Raw genomic sequence first — 17,528 nt, 5'->3', positions numbered from 1 at the left:
CGGTCATTCGCCGGGCATGGCCCGGCGTTACCCTCAGTGCTCGTGGGCTTCCGGGGCGGCGGCACCGCCTTCGAGCTGGTCGAGGAAATCGACCGCGCGGCGCAGGTGCGGGATCACGATCGAGCCGCCGACCACCAGGCCGACCGAGAAGGTCTCGAAGAACTCCTCGCGGGTCACCCCGGCCTCCTTGCACTGGGCCACGTGGTAGCTGATGCAGTCGTCGCAGCGCAGCACCATCGAGGCCACCAGCCCCAGCAGCTCCTTGGTCTTCACATCCAGCGCACCGGCCTGGTAGGTCTGCGTATCCAGCGCGAAGAACCGGCGCACCACCTGGTTCGGCTCGCCCAGGATGCGCTCGTTCATGCGCTTGCGGAACGCGGTGAACTCGGCGATGCGGTCCTTGCTGCCGTCGTCGGCCGCGCTCATGCCTGGCCCTGCCCGGCCAGCAGCGGCTCAAGCTTGCCTTCACGGTGCAGCGCCATCATGTCGTCATAGCCACCGACATGGACGTCGCCGACGAAGATCTGCGGCACGCTGGTGCGGCGGGTCAGCGCCATCATCTTCTCGCGTTCGGCCGGGTCCAGGTCGATGCGGACCTCGGTCCACTGCTGGCCCTTGCTCTTGAGGAAGTTCTTGGCGGCCACGCAGTACGGGCAGACGGCAGTGGAATAGATGGTGATGGCGGGGGCACCGCCGGCGGTCTGGGCTGTCACGGGAAACTCCACGATGGATCGACGGTCTACATATGGTACCGGTGCGCTGGAATTTCCACGCTACCACCGCAACACTGTGGATTAACGAATGGTTGCCCCCTGCCCTGCCACGCTTGGCGCGCCCCGCCCGAGGACCTCCCGCTTGCGAGCCCTGCTGCTTTCGACCGCCGTCACCTTCGCCCTGGCCATGCCGCTGGCCCAGGCCCAGGAGAAGCTGCCCGACATCGGCTCCTCGGCCGGCGAGCTGCTGACCCCGGCCCGCCAGGCCGAGTACGGCGCGATGATGCTGCGCGAGCTGCGCAACTATGGCTACCTGCTGGACGATCCGCTGGTCAATGACTGGCTGCAGACCATGGGCACCCGCCTGGGGTCCAACAGCGACCAGCCGCGCCAGCCCTACACCTTCTTCGTGATGAAGGACCGCCAGATCAACGCCTTCGCGACCCTGGGCGGCTACATCGGGGTCAACGCCGGGCTGGTGCTGACGGCCGAACGCGAAGACGAGGTTGCCGCGGTGCTGTCACACGAAATCGCCCACGTCACCCAGCAGCACGTGCTGCGCGGGGTCGAGCGCGCCCAGCGCGACCAGATCCCGATCCTGCTGGGCATGCTGGCGGCGGTGGTGGCGGCACAGGCCAGCAACAGCACCTCTTCAGGCAATGCGACCATGGCCGCGATCAGCTCGGGCATGGGCCTGATGCAGCAGCGGCAGATCAACTACACCCGCTCCAACGAATCGGAAGCCGATCGGCTGGGCATACGCACCCTGTCACGCAGCGGTTACGACGTGGACGCGATGGCCGGCTTCTTCGAGCGGATGTCGACGGCCATGCGCGGCAACGAGGGCGGCTACAGCGTGCCGGAGTTCCTGCGCACGCACCCGGTCAACATCACGCGCATCAGCGAAGCGAAGGCCCGCGCCGAGCAGATGAAGAAGGACACGGTGCTGCTGACCACCACCACGCCCAGCGGCGAGCGCAGGGAACGGGTGGACCCGGCCGACCCGACCCTGTCCGAACCGCTGCTGCGCGGCAGCAACCCGCTGCTGCCAAGCAGTGTGCTGCGGGTGCCGGTTGGCCAGCTCAGCCGGGGCCCCAGCGGCGACTTCGACTGGGCACGTGAACGGTTGCGGGTGCTCAGTGCCGACTCCACCGGCGAGGTGGAGCGCGAGTACGCCGACCTGGGCAAACGCCAGAAGAGTGGATTGAACGATGCCCAGCGCTACGGCCAGGCCCTGGCGGTGATGCGGGGGGGACGCAGCGGTGCCGGCGAGGCGCGGCAGACCCTGAACGGCCTGCTGCAGGCCCATCCGGACAGCCTGTGGGTAGCCCTGGCCCTGGCCGAGGCCGAATCGCGCTCGGGCCAGGCCACGCAGGCCAATGCCCGTTTCGAGCAGCTGCTGCGTGAGCATCCCAACAGTCGGCCCGTCGCGCTGACCTACGCCGAGATCCTCAACGAACAGGGCAACCGCGAGGCGGGGCAGCGCGCGCAGGCCATGCTGCGGCCGCTGCTGTCGCAAAGTGGTAACGATCCGGTGTTCCAGCAGCGCTACGCCCGTGCCAGCGAACTGGCCGGGGACAGCGTCCGTGCCAGCGAGGCCTACGCCGAGGCCGCCTTCCTCAGCGGCCGGCCGGAGCAGGCGCTGATGCAGCTGCAGGCACTCAAGCGCAATCCCGCGCTGGACTACGTGGGACGGGCCCGGGTCGACGCGCGCATCGAATCGATCACCCCGACCGTGCTGGAACTGCGCCGGCAGGGCGTGCAGGACCCCGACCTGGACCGCCGCTGAGCGCTGCATGACCGGTCCGTGGCAATCGGGAGCGGTTCCGGCCCGATGGTCACAAACATGTCATCAAACCGTAGTCTACTGGCACCCGTCCAGTAACCGAGCCCTACGGTGCCCTCGTGCAGAAACGTATCCTGATCGTCGACGACGAGCCCGCGATCCGCGAAATGGTCGCCTTCGCCCTGCGCAAGGGTGACTACGAGCCGGTCCACGCCGGTGATGCCCGCGAAGCCCAGACCGCGATCGCCGACCGTGTTCCCGACCTGATCCTGCTGGACTGGATGCTGCCCGGCACCAGCGGCCTGGACCTGGCGCGCCGCTGGCGCAAGGAGACGCTGACCCGCGAGGTGCCCATCATCATGCTGACCGCGCGTGGCGAGGAGAACGACCGTGTCGGCGGCCTGGAAGCCGGCGTCGACGATTACGTGGTCAAGCCGTTCTCGGCCCGGGAGCTGCTGGCCCGCATCCGTGCGGTCATGCGCCGCGCCCGCGAAGACGACGAGGACGGCAGCGTGGCGGTCGGTCCGATCCGCATCGACGGTGCCGCGCATCGCGTGTTCGCCAACGAACAGCCGGTGCCGATCGGCCCGACCGAGTACCGCCTGCTGCACTTTTTCATGACCCACCCCGAGCGCGTGTACACCCGCGCCCAGCTGCTCGACCACGTGTGGGGCGGCAGCGTGTACGTGGAGGAGCGCACCATCGACGTGCACATCCGCCGCCTGCGCAAGACGCTGGAACCGTTCAATGCCGAGAACATGGTGCAGACCGTGCGCGGCGCGGGTTACCGCTTCTCGACCGCCACCTGAGTCCCGTCGTGCCGGCATCGCGCACCCAAGGGTGCCGGTGCCGGCAACTCTGCTATAACCCTTGGTTCATTCCAGTGAACCACCGCACCTCATCGACGAGACCGCAATGCCCCGCCACATCCGCTCTGCCTGGTTGAAGACGCTGGCTACCGTCGCCGCGGTACTGCTGTTCGCCGGACTGGTGGGATGGTTCACGGGCCATCTGTGGTTGTGCGTCGCACTGGGCGCGCTGGCGACGCTGGCCTGGCATTACTGGCGGTTGCGCAGCGTGCTGCGCCGGCTGACCGCGCGCCAGCGCTGGGATACCGCCGAAGGCACGGGCGTGTGGAATGAACTGGATCGCCTGCTGTACCGCAACCAGGTCGAAATGCGCGTGCGCAAGCGGCGCCTGCTGGACATGCTGCGCAGCTACCGCGCCGCGGCCGCCGCGCTGCCCGACGCAGTGGTGGTGCTCGACCGCAACAGCCAGCGCGTGCAGTGGTTCAACGAAGCGGCCACCGCCCTGCTTGGCCTGCACCACCCGGGCGACCTGGGCGAGGCCCTTGTCGAGCGGTTGCAGCCGATGCCGCTGGCCCACTGGCTGGCCGGTGGTCGCAACGCCGAGCCGATCCTGGACGTGCCCTCGCCGGTCGATCCAGCGATCCGCCTGAACCTCCGCCTGATTCCGTATTCGTCGGACTACTGGCTGCTGATCGCCCGTGATGTCAGCAAGCTGCTGCGCCTGGAGCAGGTCCGCCGCGATTTCGTCGCCAATGTTTCACATGAGCTGCGCACCCCTCTCACCGTGGTGCACGGCTACCTGGACATGATGGATCCGGAGGATTTCCCCGGCACCGGCCCGATGCTTGAAGAGATGCGCAAGCAGAGCCAGCGCATGGCCCAGCTGGTGGAAGACCTGCTGACCCTGTCGCGGCTGGAGTCGCAGGAGCACACCGAGGAGGAAGTGGTGGCCATGCAGCCGATGCTGGCCACGCTGCGTCGCGAAGCCGAGGCCCACAGCCAGGGTCGCCACCAGATCAGCATCGAGGACCTTGCCGGCGTCGACCTGCAGGGCTCGACCAAGGAGCTGCACAGCGCCTTCTCCAATCTGGTCACCAATGCAGTGCGCTACACGCCGGCCGACGGCCGCATCACCGTAGAGTTCCGTCGCGAAGGCGACGGCGCGGTGCTGGCCGTGCGCGATACCGGCTATGGCATCCCGGCAACCCACCTGCCGCGGCTGACCGAGCGCTTCTACCGCGTTTCCAGCAGCCGCTCGCGCGAGAGCGGCGGCACCGGCCTCGGCCTTTCCATCGTCAAGCACATCCTCGGCCTGCACCATGCGCGGCTGGAGATCGAAAGCGAGGTCGGCAAAGGATCGGTGTTCTCCTGTCATTTCGATGCCGACCACGTGCGCCCGCGCGAGTCCGCCCCCCTGACCTCCGTCGAAGAATGAAGCCATGAGCAGCCTCGGATCCCTCCCTCTCCCCGTGAGCCCGGACAACGATCCGCTGCGCGATCCGGCGCTGTACATCAACCGCGAACTGTCGCAGCTGGATTTCAACTTCCGCGTGCTGGCCCAGGCCATGGACCCGCAGGTGCCCCTGCTGGAGCGCCTGCGCTTCATGTGCATCTCCTGCACCAACCTCGACGAGTTCTTCGAGATCCGGGCCGCCGCCGTCCGCCACGCGCAGGAATACGGCCTGCCGCCGGCTCCGGACGGGATGAGCCCGCAGGCCATCCTCAACGCCATCCATGAACGCGCCGCCGAACTGGTGGACCAGCAGTACCGCTGCTGGAACGAGACACTGCGCCCGGCCCTGATGGATGCCGGCATCGGCGTGCTCGGCCGCCATTCGTGGAACCATCGGCAGAAGCGCTGGCTGCGGGCCTACTTCCGCAACGAGATCATGCCGGTGCTGTCGCCGCTGGGCCTGGATCCGGTGCATCCGTTCCCGAAGATCCTCAACAAGTCGCTGAACATCGTCGTCGTGCTGAAGGGCACCGATGCATTCGGCCGCGCCGGCCACCTGGCCATCGTGCGCGCACCGCGCTCGCTGCCGCGCATCATCCAGCTGCCGGAAAAACTCGGTGGCTCGCAGAACTTCGTGTTCCTGTCCTCGGTGCTGTCCACCTTCGTGGATGAACTGTTCCCGGGCATGGAGGTCCAGGGCGCCTACCAGTTCCGCGTGACCCGCAATTCCGAGCTGGTGGTGGACGAGGAGGAAGTGGAGAACCTGGCGCTGGCACTGCGCGATGAACTGGTCGACCGCGGCTACCGGCCGGCAGTGCGGCTGGAAATCGCCCATGACATGCCGCGCGAGATCGTGCGTACCCTGCTGCAGAACTTCGGCCTGACCGAGAACGCGGTGTATCGCATCGACGGCCCGGTCAACCTCAACCGCATCATCCAGCTGTACGACCTCATCGCGCAGCCGGACCTGAAATATCCGCCGATGACGCCGCGCACGCTGCGCGACACCGATGGCATCTTCGAGACCGTGGCGCGCCAGGACCTGCTGCTGCACCATCCCTTCGATGCGTTCGCCGCGGTCCTCGACCTGATCCGCCAGGCGGCGCTGGACCCGAACGTGCTGGCGATCAAGCAGACCCTGTACCGCACGGGCAAGGATTCGCTGATCGTCGATGCGCTGATCCAGGCTGCACGTGCCGGCAAGGATGTGACCGTGGTGGTCGAGCTGCGCGCACGCTTCGATGAAGAGGCCAACCTCGGGCTGGCCGATCGCCTGCAGGAAGCCGGCGTACAGGTGGTGTACGGCGTGGTCGGCTACAAGACCCATGCCAAGATGCTGCTGATCGTGCGTCGCGAAGGTCGCAAGCTGCGCCGTTACGTGCACCTGGGCACCGGCAACTACCACAGCGGTACGGCGCGCGCGTACACCGACATCAGCCTGATCACCGCCGATGCGGACATCGGCAATGATGTGCACCTGCTGTTCCAGCAGCTGTCCGGGCTGGCCTCGAAGATGAAGCTCAAGCGCCTGCTGCAGTCGCCCTTCACCCTGCATACCGGCATCCTGGCGCGGATCGAGCGCGAGACGCGCATCGCGGCTGCGGGCCGCCCGGCACGCATCATCGCCAAGATGAACGCCCTCAACGAGGCCCAGGTAATCCGCGCGCTGTACGCCGCCTCGCAGGCCGGAGTGCAGATCGACCTGATCATCCGTGGCGCCTGCACCCTGCGTCCCGGCGTCCCGGGCGTGTCCGACAACATCCGTGTCCGCTCCATCGTCGGCCGCTTCCTGGAACACAGCCGGGTCTACTGGTTCGGCAACGATGGTGCGCCCGAACTGTACTGCGCGAGCGCCGACTGGCTGGAGCGCAACCTGCTGCGGCGGGTCGAGACCTGCTTCCCGATCCTGGACCCGCTGCTGGCCAAGCGGGTCTACCGCGAAGTCCTGCAGAACTACCTGGACGACAACCTCAACGCCTGGGAACTGGATGCCGATGGCATCTACCACAAGCGTGCCCCGGCCCACGACGAGGCCCCGCATTCGGCGCAGATGGCGTTGATGCAGGGTCTCTGACCCGGTAGGTGCCGGCCTTGGTCGGCACAATGCGTCCAATCTAGAACACCGGGGTCAGAGCTCGTTGCGCAGCAACGGGATCCGACCCCGTGAGCGGCATGGATGCCGTGACCAAGCCCCCATGGATGGGTTTACGGCGTCCCCCTCAACCGGACCCACCCCGCCATCCCTCAGAAAACCCGCTTTTGACGTTGACGTTGACGTTGACCTTGCCGGCCAGCGGCCGGCACTACCGAACGCCCCCCGACAAAATGTGAAGGCCATGCGGTGACGAGCACACCGCCCCTTCGGCTAACATTCGCCCATGCCGCATACCACCACGACTCCGCCCGCATTGCAGGATGGCGACCTGCTGGCCGCCATCGACCTTGGCTCCAACAGTTTCCACATGGTCATCGCGCGCTACACGCTCGGCCAGCTGCGGGTGATCGACCGCCTGCGCGAAACCGTGCGCATGGCCGACGGTCTGGATGGCAAGGGGGGCCTGTCGGCTGCGGCACGGCAACGCGCACTGGAATGCCTGGCCCGCTTCGGCCAGCGCATCCGCAATGTCCCGTCGCACCGCGTGCGTGCACTGGCCACCAATACCGTGCGCCAGCTGCGTTCACCGCAGTCGTTCCTGGTTCCCGCCGAAACCGCGCTGGGACATGCCATCGAAGTGGTGAGCGGCCGCGAGGAGGCGCGCCTGATCTACCTGGGCGTCGCCCATGCCCAGCCGCCCAAACCGGGCGAGCGCCGGCTGGTGATCGACATCGGCGGTGGCTCGACCGAGTTCATCATCGGCATGGGCATGCAGACCCTCGAGCGCGAGAGCCTGCAGGCCGGCTGCATTGCCAGCACCCGCCGCTTCTTTCCGGGCGGCAAGCTCAGCAAGAAGCGCTGGAAGGATGCACTGGCCGAGATCGGTCGCGAGTTCCAGCCCTTCGCCAGCAAGTACCGTGCGCTGGGCTGGCAGGAGGCACTGGGTTCTTCGGGCACCCACAAGGCGATCAGCGAGATCTGCGCGACGATGAAGCTGAGCAAGGGGGCGATCACCGCCGAAGCCCTGCCACAGCTGCGCGACGAGCTGCTCAAGGCCAAGAAGATCGACGACATCGTGCTGCCGGGCCTGTCCAGCGATCGCCGCCCGATCATCGCGGGCGGCATCCTGGTGCTGGAGGCGGCCTTCCAGGCGCTGGGCCTGCAGAAGCTGCTGGTCAGCAAGGCCGCGATGCGCGAAGGCATCCTTTACGACATCGTCGGCCGTGCCGGCGAGAACGACCTGCGCGACGAATCGGTCGCTGCGCTCACCCACCGTTACGGCATCGACACCGTCCAGGCCGACCGCGTGCAGGACACCGCCCTGTCGCTGCTGGAGCAGGTACAGGAACGCTGGAAGCTCGATGCTGACGATGCCCGCATGCTCGGCTGGGCGGCACGCCTGCATGAGCTGGGGCTGATGATCGCCCACAGCGGCTATCACGTGCATGGCAGCTACGTGCTGGAACACTCGGACATCGCCGGCTTCTCGCGGCAGGAGCAGCAGATGCTGGCGGCCCTGGTCCGCAGCCATCGCCGCAGCGTGGGCAAGACCGCGTTCGACGCCCTGCCCGAGCGCCTGCTGCTGACCGCGCGGCGGTTGGCCGCGCTGCTGCGCCTGGCGGTGCTGCTCAACCGCGCCCATGAGGACGCCCCGCTGCCGCCGCTGGAACTGACCGCCGATGACAACCGGTTGTCGCTGATCGTGCCGCAGGCGTTCATCGACGCCCGGCCGCTGCTGCGCGCCGACCTGATCGGCGAGACCGACGGCATCGCCGGCCTCGGCATCCAGTTCCGTCCCTTCGTTGCCTGAATAGGCGCGCCTCGGCGTTACATTCGGTGACACTTTGCGCAATCTGGCGGCTTTTCCTGCTGCATCGCGTCAGCCCATCGTTGGCGGTCCATCCGCGACGGCATCGTAAGCGACTGCTTTTGTTCATGTTTTGTGAATATTTGTGACAAAGCGTTAATTTGTTCGACACACCCTCTTTACACAGCATTAACCAACGAGACTACTATCGGGTCGCTGGTCCGGTCGCACGACCTTCCGGCTTCTTCGACGCCCTTTTTGGCGTCCGTTGCACGACCTGAGAGAGAGAGCTCGTATGACTTCACGCACCACCGCCCTGGGGCAGGCGATCCGCTATGCCCTGGCTACCACTGCAACGCTGGCGGCACTGCCCGCGTTCGCCCAGAGCGAAAGCACTGCTTCGCCGACCAACCTGGACCGTATCGAGATCACCGGTTCGCGTATCCGTCAGGTCGACGTGGAAACCGCCCAGCCGGTGTTCGCGATCAGCCGCAACGATATCGAGCGCCAGGGCTTCAGCTCGGTTGCCGACATCCTGCAGAACGTCACCGCGATGGGCAGCCCGGCAATCAGCCGCGCCAATGCGCTGACCGCGGGCGAGAACGCGGGCGGCACCTACATCGACATGCGCAACCTGGGCACGCAGCGCACGCTGGTGCTGGTCAACGGCAAGCGCCTGGGCATCAGCACGTCCGGCTACCAGGACGTTTCCTCCCTGCCGGTGTCGGCAGTGGAGCGCATCGAGGTGCTGAAGGACGGCGCTTCTGCGATCTATGGTTCGGATGCCATGGCTGGCGTGGTCAACATCATCACCCGCTCCAACGTCACCGGCGTGACCGCCAACGTCTACCACGGCCAGTACAGCGAGGGCGACGGCGCGCGCGACCGCTTCGACGTGGTCGCCGGCTGGAACAACGACCGCATCTCGCTGACCCTGTCGGCCGAGCATGCAGAAGAGAAGGGCGTGTGGGCACGTGACCGCGGCTTCAGCCAGTACGGCATGACCGATCGCCACCCGAACGACAGCAGCAACTGGACCACCATCAGCCAGTACGGCCAGTTCACCGGCGTGCGCGGTCCTGGTTGCAATGCGACGCCTCCGGCAGGCTGTGGCTACTCGCTCAACCGTGGCACGGACCCGACCAATCCGGCCAATTACCACCTCACCAGCACCACGCCCTTCACCGGTGACGTGAGCAATGCCAACGACCAGATGCACGTGATGTACCCGGTCAAGCGCGACTCGATCTACTTCGACGGCCGGTTCAAGATCACCGACAACGTCAACTTCCGCACCGAGCTGGGCTACAACCAGCGCGAGTCCACCCGCCAGATCGCGGGCTATCCGCTGCAGTCGAGCACCGCCGGTGTCGGCTCCATGTCGATCGACAGCTACTTCAACCCGTTCGGCAACCAGCACGGCTTCGCCACCCCGACTGCGGTGGCCTGGAACCGCCGCACCTGGGAAGTGCCGCGCGTGACCACCAGCGAGCTGAAGACCTACCGCGCGGTGGCCTCGTTCGACGGCTCGTTCGACATCGGCGAGCGTTACTTCGACTGGGAAGTGGGCTACCAGTACAACCGCAACGAGCTGGAATCGGTGGCGACCGGCAACCTGCACAAGGGTCGCGTCGCGGCCGGCGTAGGTCCGTCCTTCTTCAACGCTGCCACCGGCAAGGTGCAGTGCGGCACTGCCGCTGCTCCGATCTCCTACGACGTCTGCAAGCCGTGGAACCCGCTGGTTCCGTACGGCACCACCGCTGCCGATGGCATCTATGGCAACGAAGAACTGCAGGCGTGGCTGTTCCCGGATGAGATCACCAAGGGCCGCACCACCTCCAAGAACTTCTTCGCCAGCATCGCGGGCAGCATCGTGACCCTGCCGGCCGGTGACCTCGGCTTCGCCTTCGGCGTGGAAAGCCGCAAGGAAGAAGGCAAGTACACCCCGGATGCCCTGGCCCAGACCGGCGCCACCACCAACCTCGCGGCTGGCCCGACCGGTGGCGACTACACCGTCAATGAAGCCTACCTGGAAGTGAACGTTCCGGTGCTGGCCGATCTGCCGGGCGCGAAGGAACTGAGCTTCAACGGTGCTACCCGTTTCTCGGACTACAACACCTTCGGCAACACCCTCAACAGCAAGTTCGGCTTCAAGTGGAAGCCGATCGACTCGCTGATGGTGCGTGGCACCTGGGCGGAGGGCTTCCGCGCCCCGACCATCAACGATCTGTTCGGTGGTGGCTCCGAGACCTTCGCGCAGTTCAGCGATCCGTGCGACACCCGCTTCGGTTCCTCGGCCTCCAGCGCCGAAGTCCGTGCGCGTTGCGCCCGTGACATCGCCAATGCCGATACCTTCCGCCAGCTGCGCCAGGGCGGCACTCCGGTGAACACCTCCACCGATGCCACGCCGGTGCCATTCACCTCCGGCTCCAATCCGCAGCTGACTCCGGAAACCTCGACCAGCAAGACGCTGGGCCTGGTCTGGAGCCCGAGCTTCATCCAGGGCTTCAACGCCTCGCTGGACTGGTGGAAGATCCGCATCGACAACACGATCATTGCCGATACGCCGACCCAGATCCTGCAGGACTGCTACGAAGCAGGCATCGATTCGCGCTGCACGCGCTTCCAGCGTGACCCGGTGACCGGCATCGTGACCAACCTGAAGTTCGGCAACCGCAATGCGGGCTTCATGGAAACCGAAGGTTACGACCTGGATGTGAGCTACCGTCTGGACACCCGGTTCGGCAAGTTCAACGTGAATTCGGCCACCACCTACGTGTCCAGTGCGACCTATCGCACCTCGAACGACAGCTCGATCGTTCCGATCGTCACCAACGGCATCGGCAGCGCCTTCCGCGTCCGTTCCAACCTGGCGCTGGGCTACGATCTGGGTGACTTCGGCGTGACCTGGACCGCGCGCTACTACTCGGGCGTGAAGGAGACCTGCTCCAACATTGGTCTGTATCCGGACGAGTGCTCGGATCCGGGCGTGTATGCACCGTGGTACAAGGGCTCGCGCAACTACAACGAGCGTGGTTCGGTGACCTTCCACGACGTGCAGTTCCGCTACAACCTGCCGTGGGATGCGACCGTCGCCGTCGGCGCCAACAACGTGTTCGAGAAGTCCGGCCCGATCATGTACAGCAAGCCGAACTCCGCGTTCTCGTACTACGGCGGCTACGACATCGGTCGTTTCATCTACATGAAGTACCAGCAGCGCTTCTGATCGATCGCACTGCGATGCTCCACGACCACGGCCCTTCGGGGCCGTGGTTTTTTCTGGCCCCGGCCCCGCCGCCGGCACTCCTGCGCGTCTGTCATGCCTGTGTCGCCAAGCCGTCATGTCGGCTACATCGCCAGGTCCGAGCATGCCGGGAAACCGGAGGCCCGCCATGCGCTATGCCATCGTCACCGAGACGTATCCGCCGGAAGTCAACGGCGTCGCACTGACCGTGCAGGGACTGGAACAGGGCCTGCGGACGGCCGGGCACGAGATCGACCTGATCCGGCCACGCCAGGCCAGTGAAGCGCTGGATTCCGCTCCCGGTACCCTGCTGGTGCCCGGCGCCGCCCTGCCCCGCTATCCCGGGTTGCGGTTCGGCCTGCCGGCCCCGATCCGGCTCGGTCGCCACTGGCAGCAGCAGCGCCCGGATGCGATCTATGTCGCTACCGAAGGCCCGCTGGGCTGGTCGGCGCTGCGTACCGCGCGGCGCCTCGGCATCCCGGTAGCCAGTGGCTTCCACACCCGCTTCGACGAGTATCTGCCCGACTACGGGGTCGCCTGGCTGCAGGCCGCCGCGATGCGCTGGATGCGCCGCTTCCACAACCAGGCCGACGCGACCCTCGTGCCTACCCGGGAGCTCCAGCAGTTCCTTGCCGAACAGGGCTTCGAACGCGTCCGGCTGCTGGCCCGCGCGGTCGACAGCCAGCAGTTCGACCCCGGCCGGCGTGACCCCACCCTGCGCGAAGAGTGGGGTATCGACGGCAATGGCCTGGCAGCGATCTACGTCGGCCGCATCGCCGCCGAGAAGAACCTCGGACTGGCCGTGAAGGCGTTCCGCCGCCTGCAGCAGATACGGCCGAAGGCACGCTTCGTCTGGGTCGGCGACGGACCCGCACGGGAGAAGCTGGCGCATGAGAACCCCGACTTCATCTTCTGCGGCATCCAGCGCGGCGAAGCGCTGGCCCGCCATTTCGCCAGCGGCGATCTGTTCCTGTTCCCCAGCCGCAGCGAGACCTTCGGCAACGTGACCCTGGAAAGCATGGCCAGCGGCCTGGCCACGGTGGCCTTCGATTACGGCGCGGCGCGTGAGTACCTGCGCAACGGTGAGAACGGTGCCGCTGTGGACAACGACGAGCAGTTCGTCGAAGCGGCCGTGCAGCTGGCCAGCGATGACACGCTGCGCCGCGAACTGGGCAGCCAGGCCGCACGGGCGATGAAGCGGCTGCATCCGCAGCAGGTGGTGGCCGAGTTCGATGCGCTGCTGGCCGAGCTGGCGAACACCCGGAGGACCGGCCATGCGCACCACGCCGCTTGAACTGCTGCGCGGCAGCGAAACACGCCTGTGCCGGCGGGCGAACCACTATTGCCGGCGTCGCCGCGTGCGCCGTCTTTTCTCGATCATCAGCCGGCTCGGCGACGGCGTGTTCTGGTACGTGCTGATGGGTGTACTGGTGGCGATCGATGGCTTCGACGGGCTGCGCGCATCGGTGCACATGGCCGCCACCGGCCTGGCCGCGCTGCTGCTGTACAAGGGCCTCAAGCGCTGGACCCGGCGCCCCCGCCCGTATGCCGCGGATCTGCGCATCCGGGCCTGGGTGGCCCCGCTGGACGAGTTCAGTTTCCCGTCCGGGCATACCCTGCACGCGGTGTCGTTCACCATCGTGGCGTTGGCCTATTACCCCTGGCTGGCGCCGCTGCTGGTGCCGTTCACCCTCGGCGTGGGCCTGTCGCGGGTCGTGCTGGGCCTGCATTACCCCAGCGATGTGCTGGCCGCCACCGGCATCGCCGCACTGCTGGCGTCGGCCAGCCTGGCCTGGCTGCCGCTGCCGGTGTGATGCGCTCGCCGGCCATGGCCCGGCGCTACCGGTATCCGGGATGACCTAGAATGCCGGCATGACCACGCTGTTCATTTCCGACCTGCACCTGGACCCGAGCCGTCCGGAAATCACCGACCTGTTCCTGCGTTTCCTGCGCGAACAGGCGCCCGGCGCGGACGCGCTGTACATCCTGGGCGATCTGTTCGAGGCCTGGATCGGCGACGACACGCCCTCACCCGCCGCCGATGCGGTGGCGGACGCGTTGAGGACGCTCGCCGAGAGCGGCGTGCCGGTGTACTTCATCCGCGGCAACCGCGATTTCCTGCTTGGCGAAGACTACGCACGCCGCGCCGGCCTGCGCATCCTGCCCGACCCCTGCGTGATCGAGCTGTACGGCCGTGCGGTGCTGCTGCAGCACGGCGATCTGCTGTGCACCGACGACATTCCCTACCAGCAGTTCCGCGCGCAGACGCGCGATCCGGCCTTCCAGGCGCAGTTCCTCTCGCAACCGCTGGCCGCACGCATTGCCTTCGCACAGAAGGCCCGTGAAGCGAGCCAGGCACGGCAGTCGGAAATGAAACAGGGCGACCGCGTGCAGTTCGAGACAGTGACCGACGTGGCCCCAGCCGAAGTGGAGGCCACCTTCATCCGTCACGGCGTGGACACCATGATCCACGGCCACACCCACCGCCCGGCGATCCATGCACTGCAGGCCGGCGGACGCAGCTGCACCCGCATCGTTCTGGGTGACTGGTACGAGCAGGGCTCGGTACTGCGGGTGACGCCACAGGGCTGGACGCTGGATTCGCTGACCTGAGGCCCGCCCATCCACGGCAGCGCACGACCCCGGGTCGTGCGCCCCGAGTACCGGTTACCGGAAGCCGGCGATGGTGTGCTTGGTATTGACCAGCACGCGCTGGTTGTCGGCGGTGCTGGCAGTGCCCATCGGGATGCCGTTGTAGCTGATGTTCGGATTGGACCAGTAATTCAGGCGCGGGCAGCTGCGGGTGCAGTTGTACGCCATGATGGTGCGCCAGCCGGTACCGCTGGACGGCTCATAGCGATAGCCATGGCCATAGGCGTACGGCGACGTGCTCGGATCGTTGGCGAGATCGTGCCGCGCGCTCTGCAGGTGGCCGATCTCGTGGGCGAACGAGTAGTAGCCGGTCGCGCAATCCCAGTACACCGCCGCGAACGCGGTGGATGCGCTTGAGCCGATGCCCGAGGCCAGGCCGCAGTACGACGCGTTGTTGATCAGCAGCACGCCGACATCGGCCGTGTAGGTATTGCGGCTGCTGTGGATGCTGTCCATGTAGCCGTCGCTGGTGCCGCGGAAACGTGCCAGATCGGTATTGAAGTCGCCGGATTCGCTGTAACTGGTGGTCTCGTAGCGGGCCAGCTGCAGCGTCAGGCCGACATTGCTGTTGGTGTAGCCCTGGTTCGACTCGGCGACCGCCAGCTGCACCAGCGACTGCATGTTGCCGCCATAGGCGGCGACGGCGGCATTGGTGGCCACCACCAGTACGCGGATGGTCGCCGGCGTTCCCGAAGACGCCTGGGCAATGCCGATGCGGTCATCGGCCGGCAGCGGAATCTTCGGCAACTGGTTGTAGTCGGCCGGGTGGTCGGCCGGCATCCGCGATTCATCCACTTCCACCAGGACGTGGCGGTTGCCGAGCGGACGCAGCCGGTAGAGTTTGCCGTCCTTGCGGATCGAGCCGGTCAGCGTGTCGCCGGAGCGGACCAGGATCACCGAATTGCCAGGGTCATCCTGTCCATTGGAGGTGGCCGCCTGCAGCCTGCCCGACGCGGAGCGGAGCTGGCCGTACCAGACAGAGCCGCCGTCGGGCAGCGTTTCGACCTTGCTGCGTACCGCCTGCACCCGCTGGCCAAGCAGCTCGAACTCCAGCTGCGGCTGCGCGGTGGCAGCGGCATCGACCCGCACCTCCTGCACGGCGGCCGTGGACGGCGTCGCCAGCAACCGGCCCAGCGCAGGTTCACTGCTTGCCGATGCACGACTGAGTACCGTCACCGGCTCGAACAACGGTGCAGCACCGGCGGCCGCAACCACCGACATTCCCAGCAACAGGCCACCCGCCGTCTTGCCAATCGATCTGGACATCATTTCGTCGCTCCTTGAATGAAGTGAACAGCAGTGATGCAGCACGACCCGTTGTGTCGGGTCCGGCCATCTGGCCTGCGCAGGTCGTGTGAATTCAATAGGCGGTCGGAATGAGAATCTGGATCTGTGATCGACCGCATCTGCGTTCAGTCACGTCAACAGCGTCGCTACACTTCGCCAACACACCGCTTTCGCGCTACCGTGACGTAGCCACGACGGGGAATGCACATGGCACCAGCGCAGGACACCCATGACGATGCCGTGCTGCGGATTGGTCTGTTCTTCGATGGCACCCGCAACAACGCGCACAACCTGGCGCGCGGACACGTCCAGGTGCCGCAACCCCGCCCTGCCGTGCTGCGTGCCGACGATGATTCGACCTATCAGAGCCGGTTGACCAGCAGCTACGACAATGGCCTGACCAACGTTGCAAGGCTGCACCGGTTGTATCCGGACAGCCGCCAGGAGACGCTGCCGTTCCCCTCGCTGGCCATCTACGTGGAAGGGGTGGGCACCCGCGATGATGCCGAAGACGATCTGCTGGGACTGGCCTTCGGCATCGGCGCCAGCGGTGTGCGTGCCAAGGTCGAGCGCGCGCTCAACGAGCTGTTGCCGGCAGCATTGACCAGCGTGTCCGCGCGCTGGCACAGGCCTGTGCAGGCCGTGCAGCTGGATCTGTTCGGATACTCGCGCGGGGCGGCGGCGGCGCGCGATGCCGCCAACCGCTTGCAGGCCTGGGATACGGCCCGCTGGCAGCAACTGCTGCAGGACGCGGGGCTGGTGTGCGCCGCCGGCTTCGCGCCGGCACGACCGCTGCTGCGCTTCATCGGCCTGTTCGACACGGTCGTCGCCGTAAGCGGGGGAAGAGCCGATGAGCGACCACGCGTCGCCCTCGCCGCCGACATCGCCGGACGTGTCGTGCAGCTGGTCGCGCGCGACGAACATCGCCAGCACTACCCGCTCACGCGGGTGGCCGCAGCGCACGTGGAGATCGCACTGCCCGGCGTGCACGCCAACATCGGCGGTGGCTACAACCAGACAGAGGAAGGACCGAAGCTGCTCAGTCGCCCACGCCGGCAGCAGCTGCGCCGGCCAAGCGTGGCCGACTACCAGGTCCCCCCGCTGGCACAGCTTCAGGCCACGACGGTGTACGCCGAGGCGCAGGCGGATGCCGAACGCTGGCGGCAGCAGCTCGGGCTGGGCGAAAAGGAAGTGTGGGTCGATGTCTGGCACCAGTGGCAGCAGCAACGCCGCGCCGGCAGCCGCAGCGTGCTGCTGTCGCCGGTGTTGTACGTCACCGCGGCAGTGGTGCTGCGTCGGCGCATCGACTGGCGTTACCAGCTGGTGGCCCTGCAGGTGATGCAGCAGCAGGCCATCGCCGCCGGCGTACGCTGGCGCGCAGATGCCAACGCGGTTGCCGGCTGGGAACTGCCCGACGCACTGCTGCCGATCGCGCGCCGGCTGATGGCCGGCCAGGCCCTCACCCCGGCCCAGGAAGCACTGCTGCGCAGACGCTACCTGATGCAGTCGGCACACTGGAATTTCGACGCACTGGGCGATACCGCGCTGACCTATGCGGCCGATGCCGGCGTGAGCGAGCTGCCGTATCGACCCGGTCCCGGCCTGTTCTACATCAACCGCCCGACCGTGGATGGCAAGCGGGTGGTGCTGCCGAACACATGAGACGCGCCCGCGCAGGGCGG

13 protein-coding genes are annotated in these 17,528 nt (G+C 66.8%); 10 read left to right on the top strand and 3 right to left on the bottom strand.

The genetic code is table 11. The features are described from left to right. Positions 1-33 precede the first annotated feature (33 nt). Positions 34-426 (bottom strand): carboxymuconolactone decarboxylase family protein, encoded by a 393-nt coding sequence (locus N7367_RS02550; RefSeq protein ID WP_053519434.1) that lies wholly within the window; start codon positions 424-426, stop codon positions 34-36. After that, positions 423-713, bottom strand: coding sequence for a glutaredoxin 3 (gene grxC / locus N7367_RS02545; protein ID WP_004154541.1), 291 nt, complete (start codon positions 711-713; stop codon positions 423-425). The genes N7367_RS02550 and grxC overlap by 4 nt, the downstream gene beginning before the upstream one ends. An 88-nt stretch (positions 714-801) precedes the next feature. On the opposite strand from grxC, the gene N7367_RS02540 reads away from it, so the two are divergent. The 9 genes from N7367_RS02540 to lpxH all read left to right on the top strand — a co-directional run bounded on the left by N7367_RS02540 (position 802) and on the right by lpxH (position 14,520). Continuing rightward, positions 802-2,502, top strand: a complete 1,701-nt coding sequence (locus tag N7367_RS02540) for a M48 family metalloprotease (protein WP_180875756.1) — start codon at positions 802-804, stop codon at positions 2,500-2,502. 116 nt (positions 2,503-2,618) lie between these two features. Next, the gene (gene phoB, locus N7367_RS02535) at positions 2,619-3,308 is read left to right on the top strand and encodes a phosphate regulon transcriptional regulator PhoB (protein ID WP_053519436.1); all 690 of its coding nucleotides are present in this window, start codon (positions 2,619-2,621) and stop codon (positions 3,306-3,308) included. A 106-nt stretch (positions 3,309-3,414) separates the two neighbouring features. After that, complete coding sequence (gene phoR / locus N7367_RS02530) at positions 3,415-4,743, top strand: phosphate regulon sensor histidine kinase PhoR (protein WP_053519437.1); 1,329 nt, start codon at positions 3,415-3,417, stop codon at positions 4,741-4,743. A 4-nt stretch (positions 4,744-4,747) separates the two neighbouring features. After that, complete coding sequence (gene ppk1, locus N7367_RS02525) at positions 4,748-6,835, top strand: polyphosphate kinase 1 (RefSeq protein ID WP_279941657.1); 2,088 nt, start codon at positions 4,748-4,750, stop codon at positions 6,833-6,835. A gap of 304 nt (positions 6,836-7,139) precedes the next feature. Next, positions 7,140-8,666 carry an exopolyphosphatase gene (ppx, locus tag N7367_RS02520; RefSeq protein WP_053519439.1) on the top strand — a complete coding sequence of 509 codons (1,527 nt, stop codon included), beginning with the start codon at positions 7,140-7,142 and terminating at the stop codon, positions 8,664-8,666. Between the two features lie 292 nt (positions 8,667-8,958). Then, on the top strand, positions 8,959-11,889 hold the full coding sequence (locus tag N7367_RS02515) for a TonB-dependent receptor (protein WP_263177698.1): 2,931 nt from the start codon (positions 8,959-8,961) through the stop codon (positions 11,887-11,889). A 166-nt stretch (positions 11,890-12,055) separates the two neighbouring features. Further along, positions 12,056-13,201 carry a glycosyltransferase family 1 protein gene (locus N7367_RS02510; RefSeq protein WP_065182471.1) on the top strand — a complete coding sequence of 382 codons (1,146 nt, stop codon included), beginning with the start codon at positions 12,056-12,058 and terminating at the stop codon, positions 13,199-13,201. Further along, positions 13,182-13,721 carry a phosphatase PAP2 family protein gene (locus N7367_RS02505; protein WP_053519442.1) on the top strand — a complete coding sequence of 180 codons (540 nt, stop codon included), beginning with the start codon at positions 13,182-13,184 and terminating at the stop codon, positions 13,719-13,721. Before N7367_RS02510 ends, N7367_RS02505 begins: the two co-directional genes overlap by 20 nt. 58 nt (positions 13,722-13,779) lie before the next feature. Next, entirely contained in the window at positions 13,780-14,520 is a 741-nt protein-coding gene (gene lpxH, locus N7367_RS02500) for a UDP-2,3-diacylglucosamine diphosphatase (protein ID WP_279941654.1), read from the top strand. Positions 14,521-14,574: 54 nt separating this feature from the next. Here lpxH and N7367_RS02495 read toward each other — a convergent pair whose 3' ends face one another. After that, positions 14,575-15,828 carry a M12 family metallo-peptidase gene (locus N7367_RS02495; RefSeq protein WP_053519444.1) on the bottom strand — a complete coding sequence of 418 codons (1,254 nt, stop codon included), beginning with the start codon at positions 15,826-15,828 and terminating at the stop codon, positions 14,575-14,577. Positions 15,829-16,053: 225 nt separating this feature from the next. On the opposite strand from N7367_RS02495, the gene N7367_RS02490 reads away from it, so the two are divergent. After that, positions 16,054-17,508 carry a DUF2235 domain-containing protein gene (locus N7367_RS02490; RefSeq protein WP_279941652.1) on the top strand — a complete coding sequence of 485 codons (1,455 nt, stop codon included), beginning with the start codon at positions 16,054-16,056 and terminating at the stop codon, positions 17,506-17,508. Positions 17,509-17,528: the final 20 nt, after the last annotated feature.

The sequence above is a fragment of the Stenotrophomonas sp. GD04145 genome (genome assembly GCF_029835135.1).
Lineage (GTDB): Bacteria > Pseudomonadota > Gammaproteobacteria > Xanthomonadales > Xanthomonadaceae > Stenotrophomonas > Stenotrophomonas maltophilia_P.
This window is presented reverse-complemented; position numbering and strand designations above follow the sequence as displayed.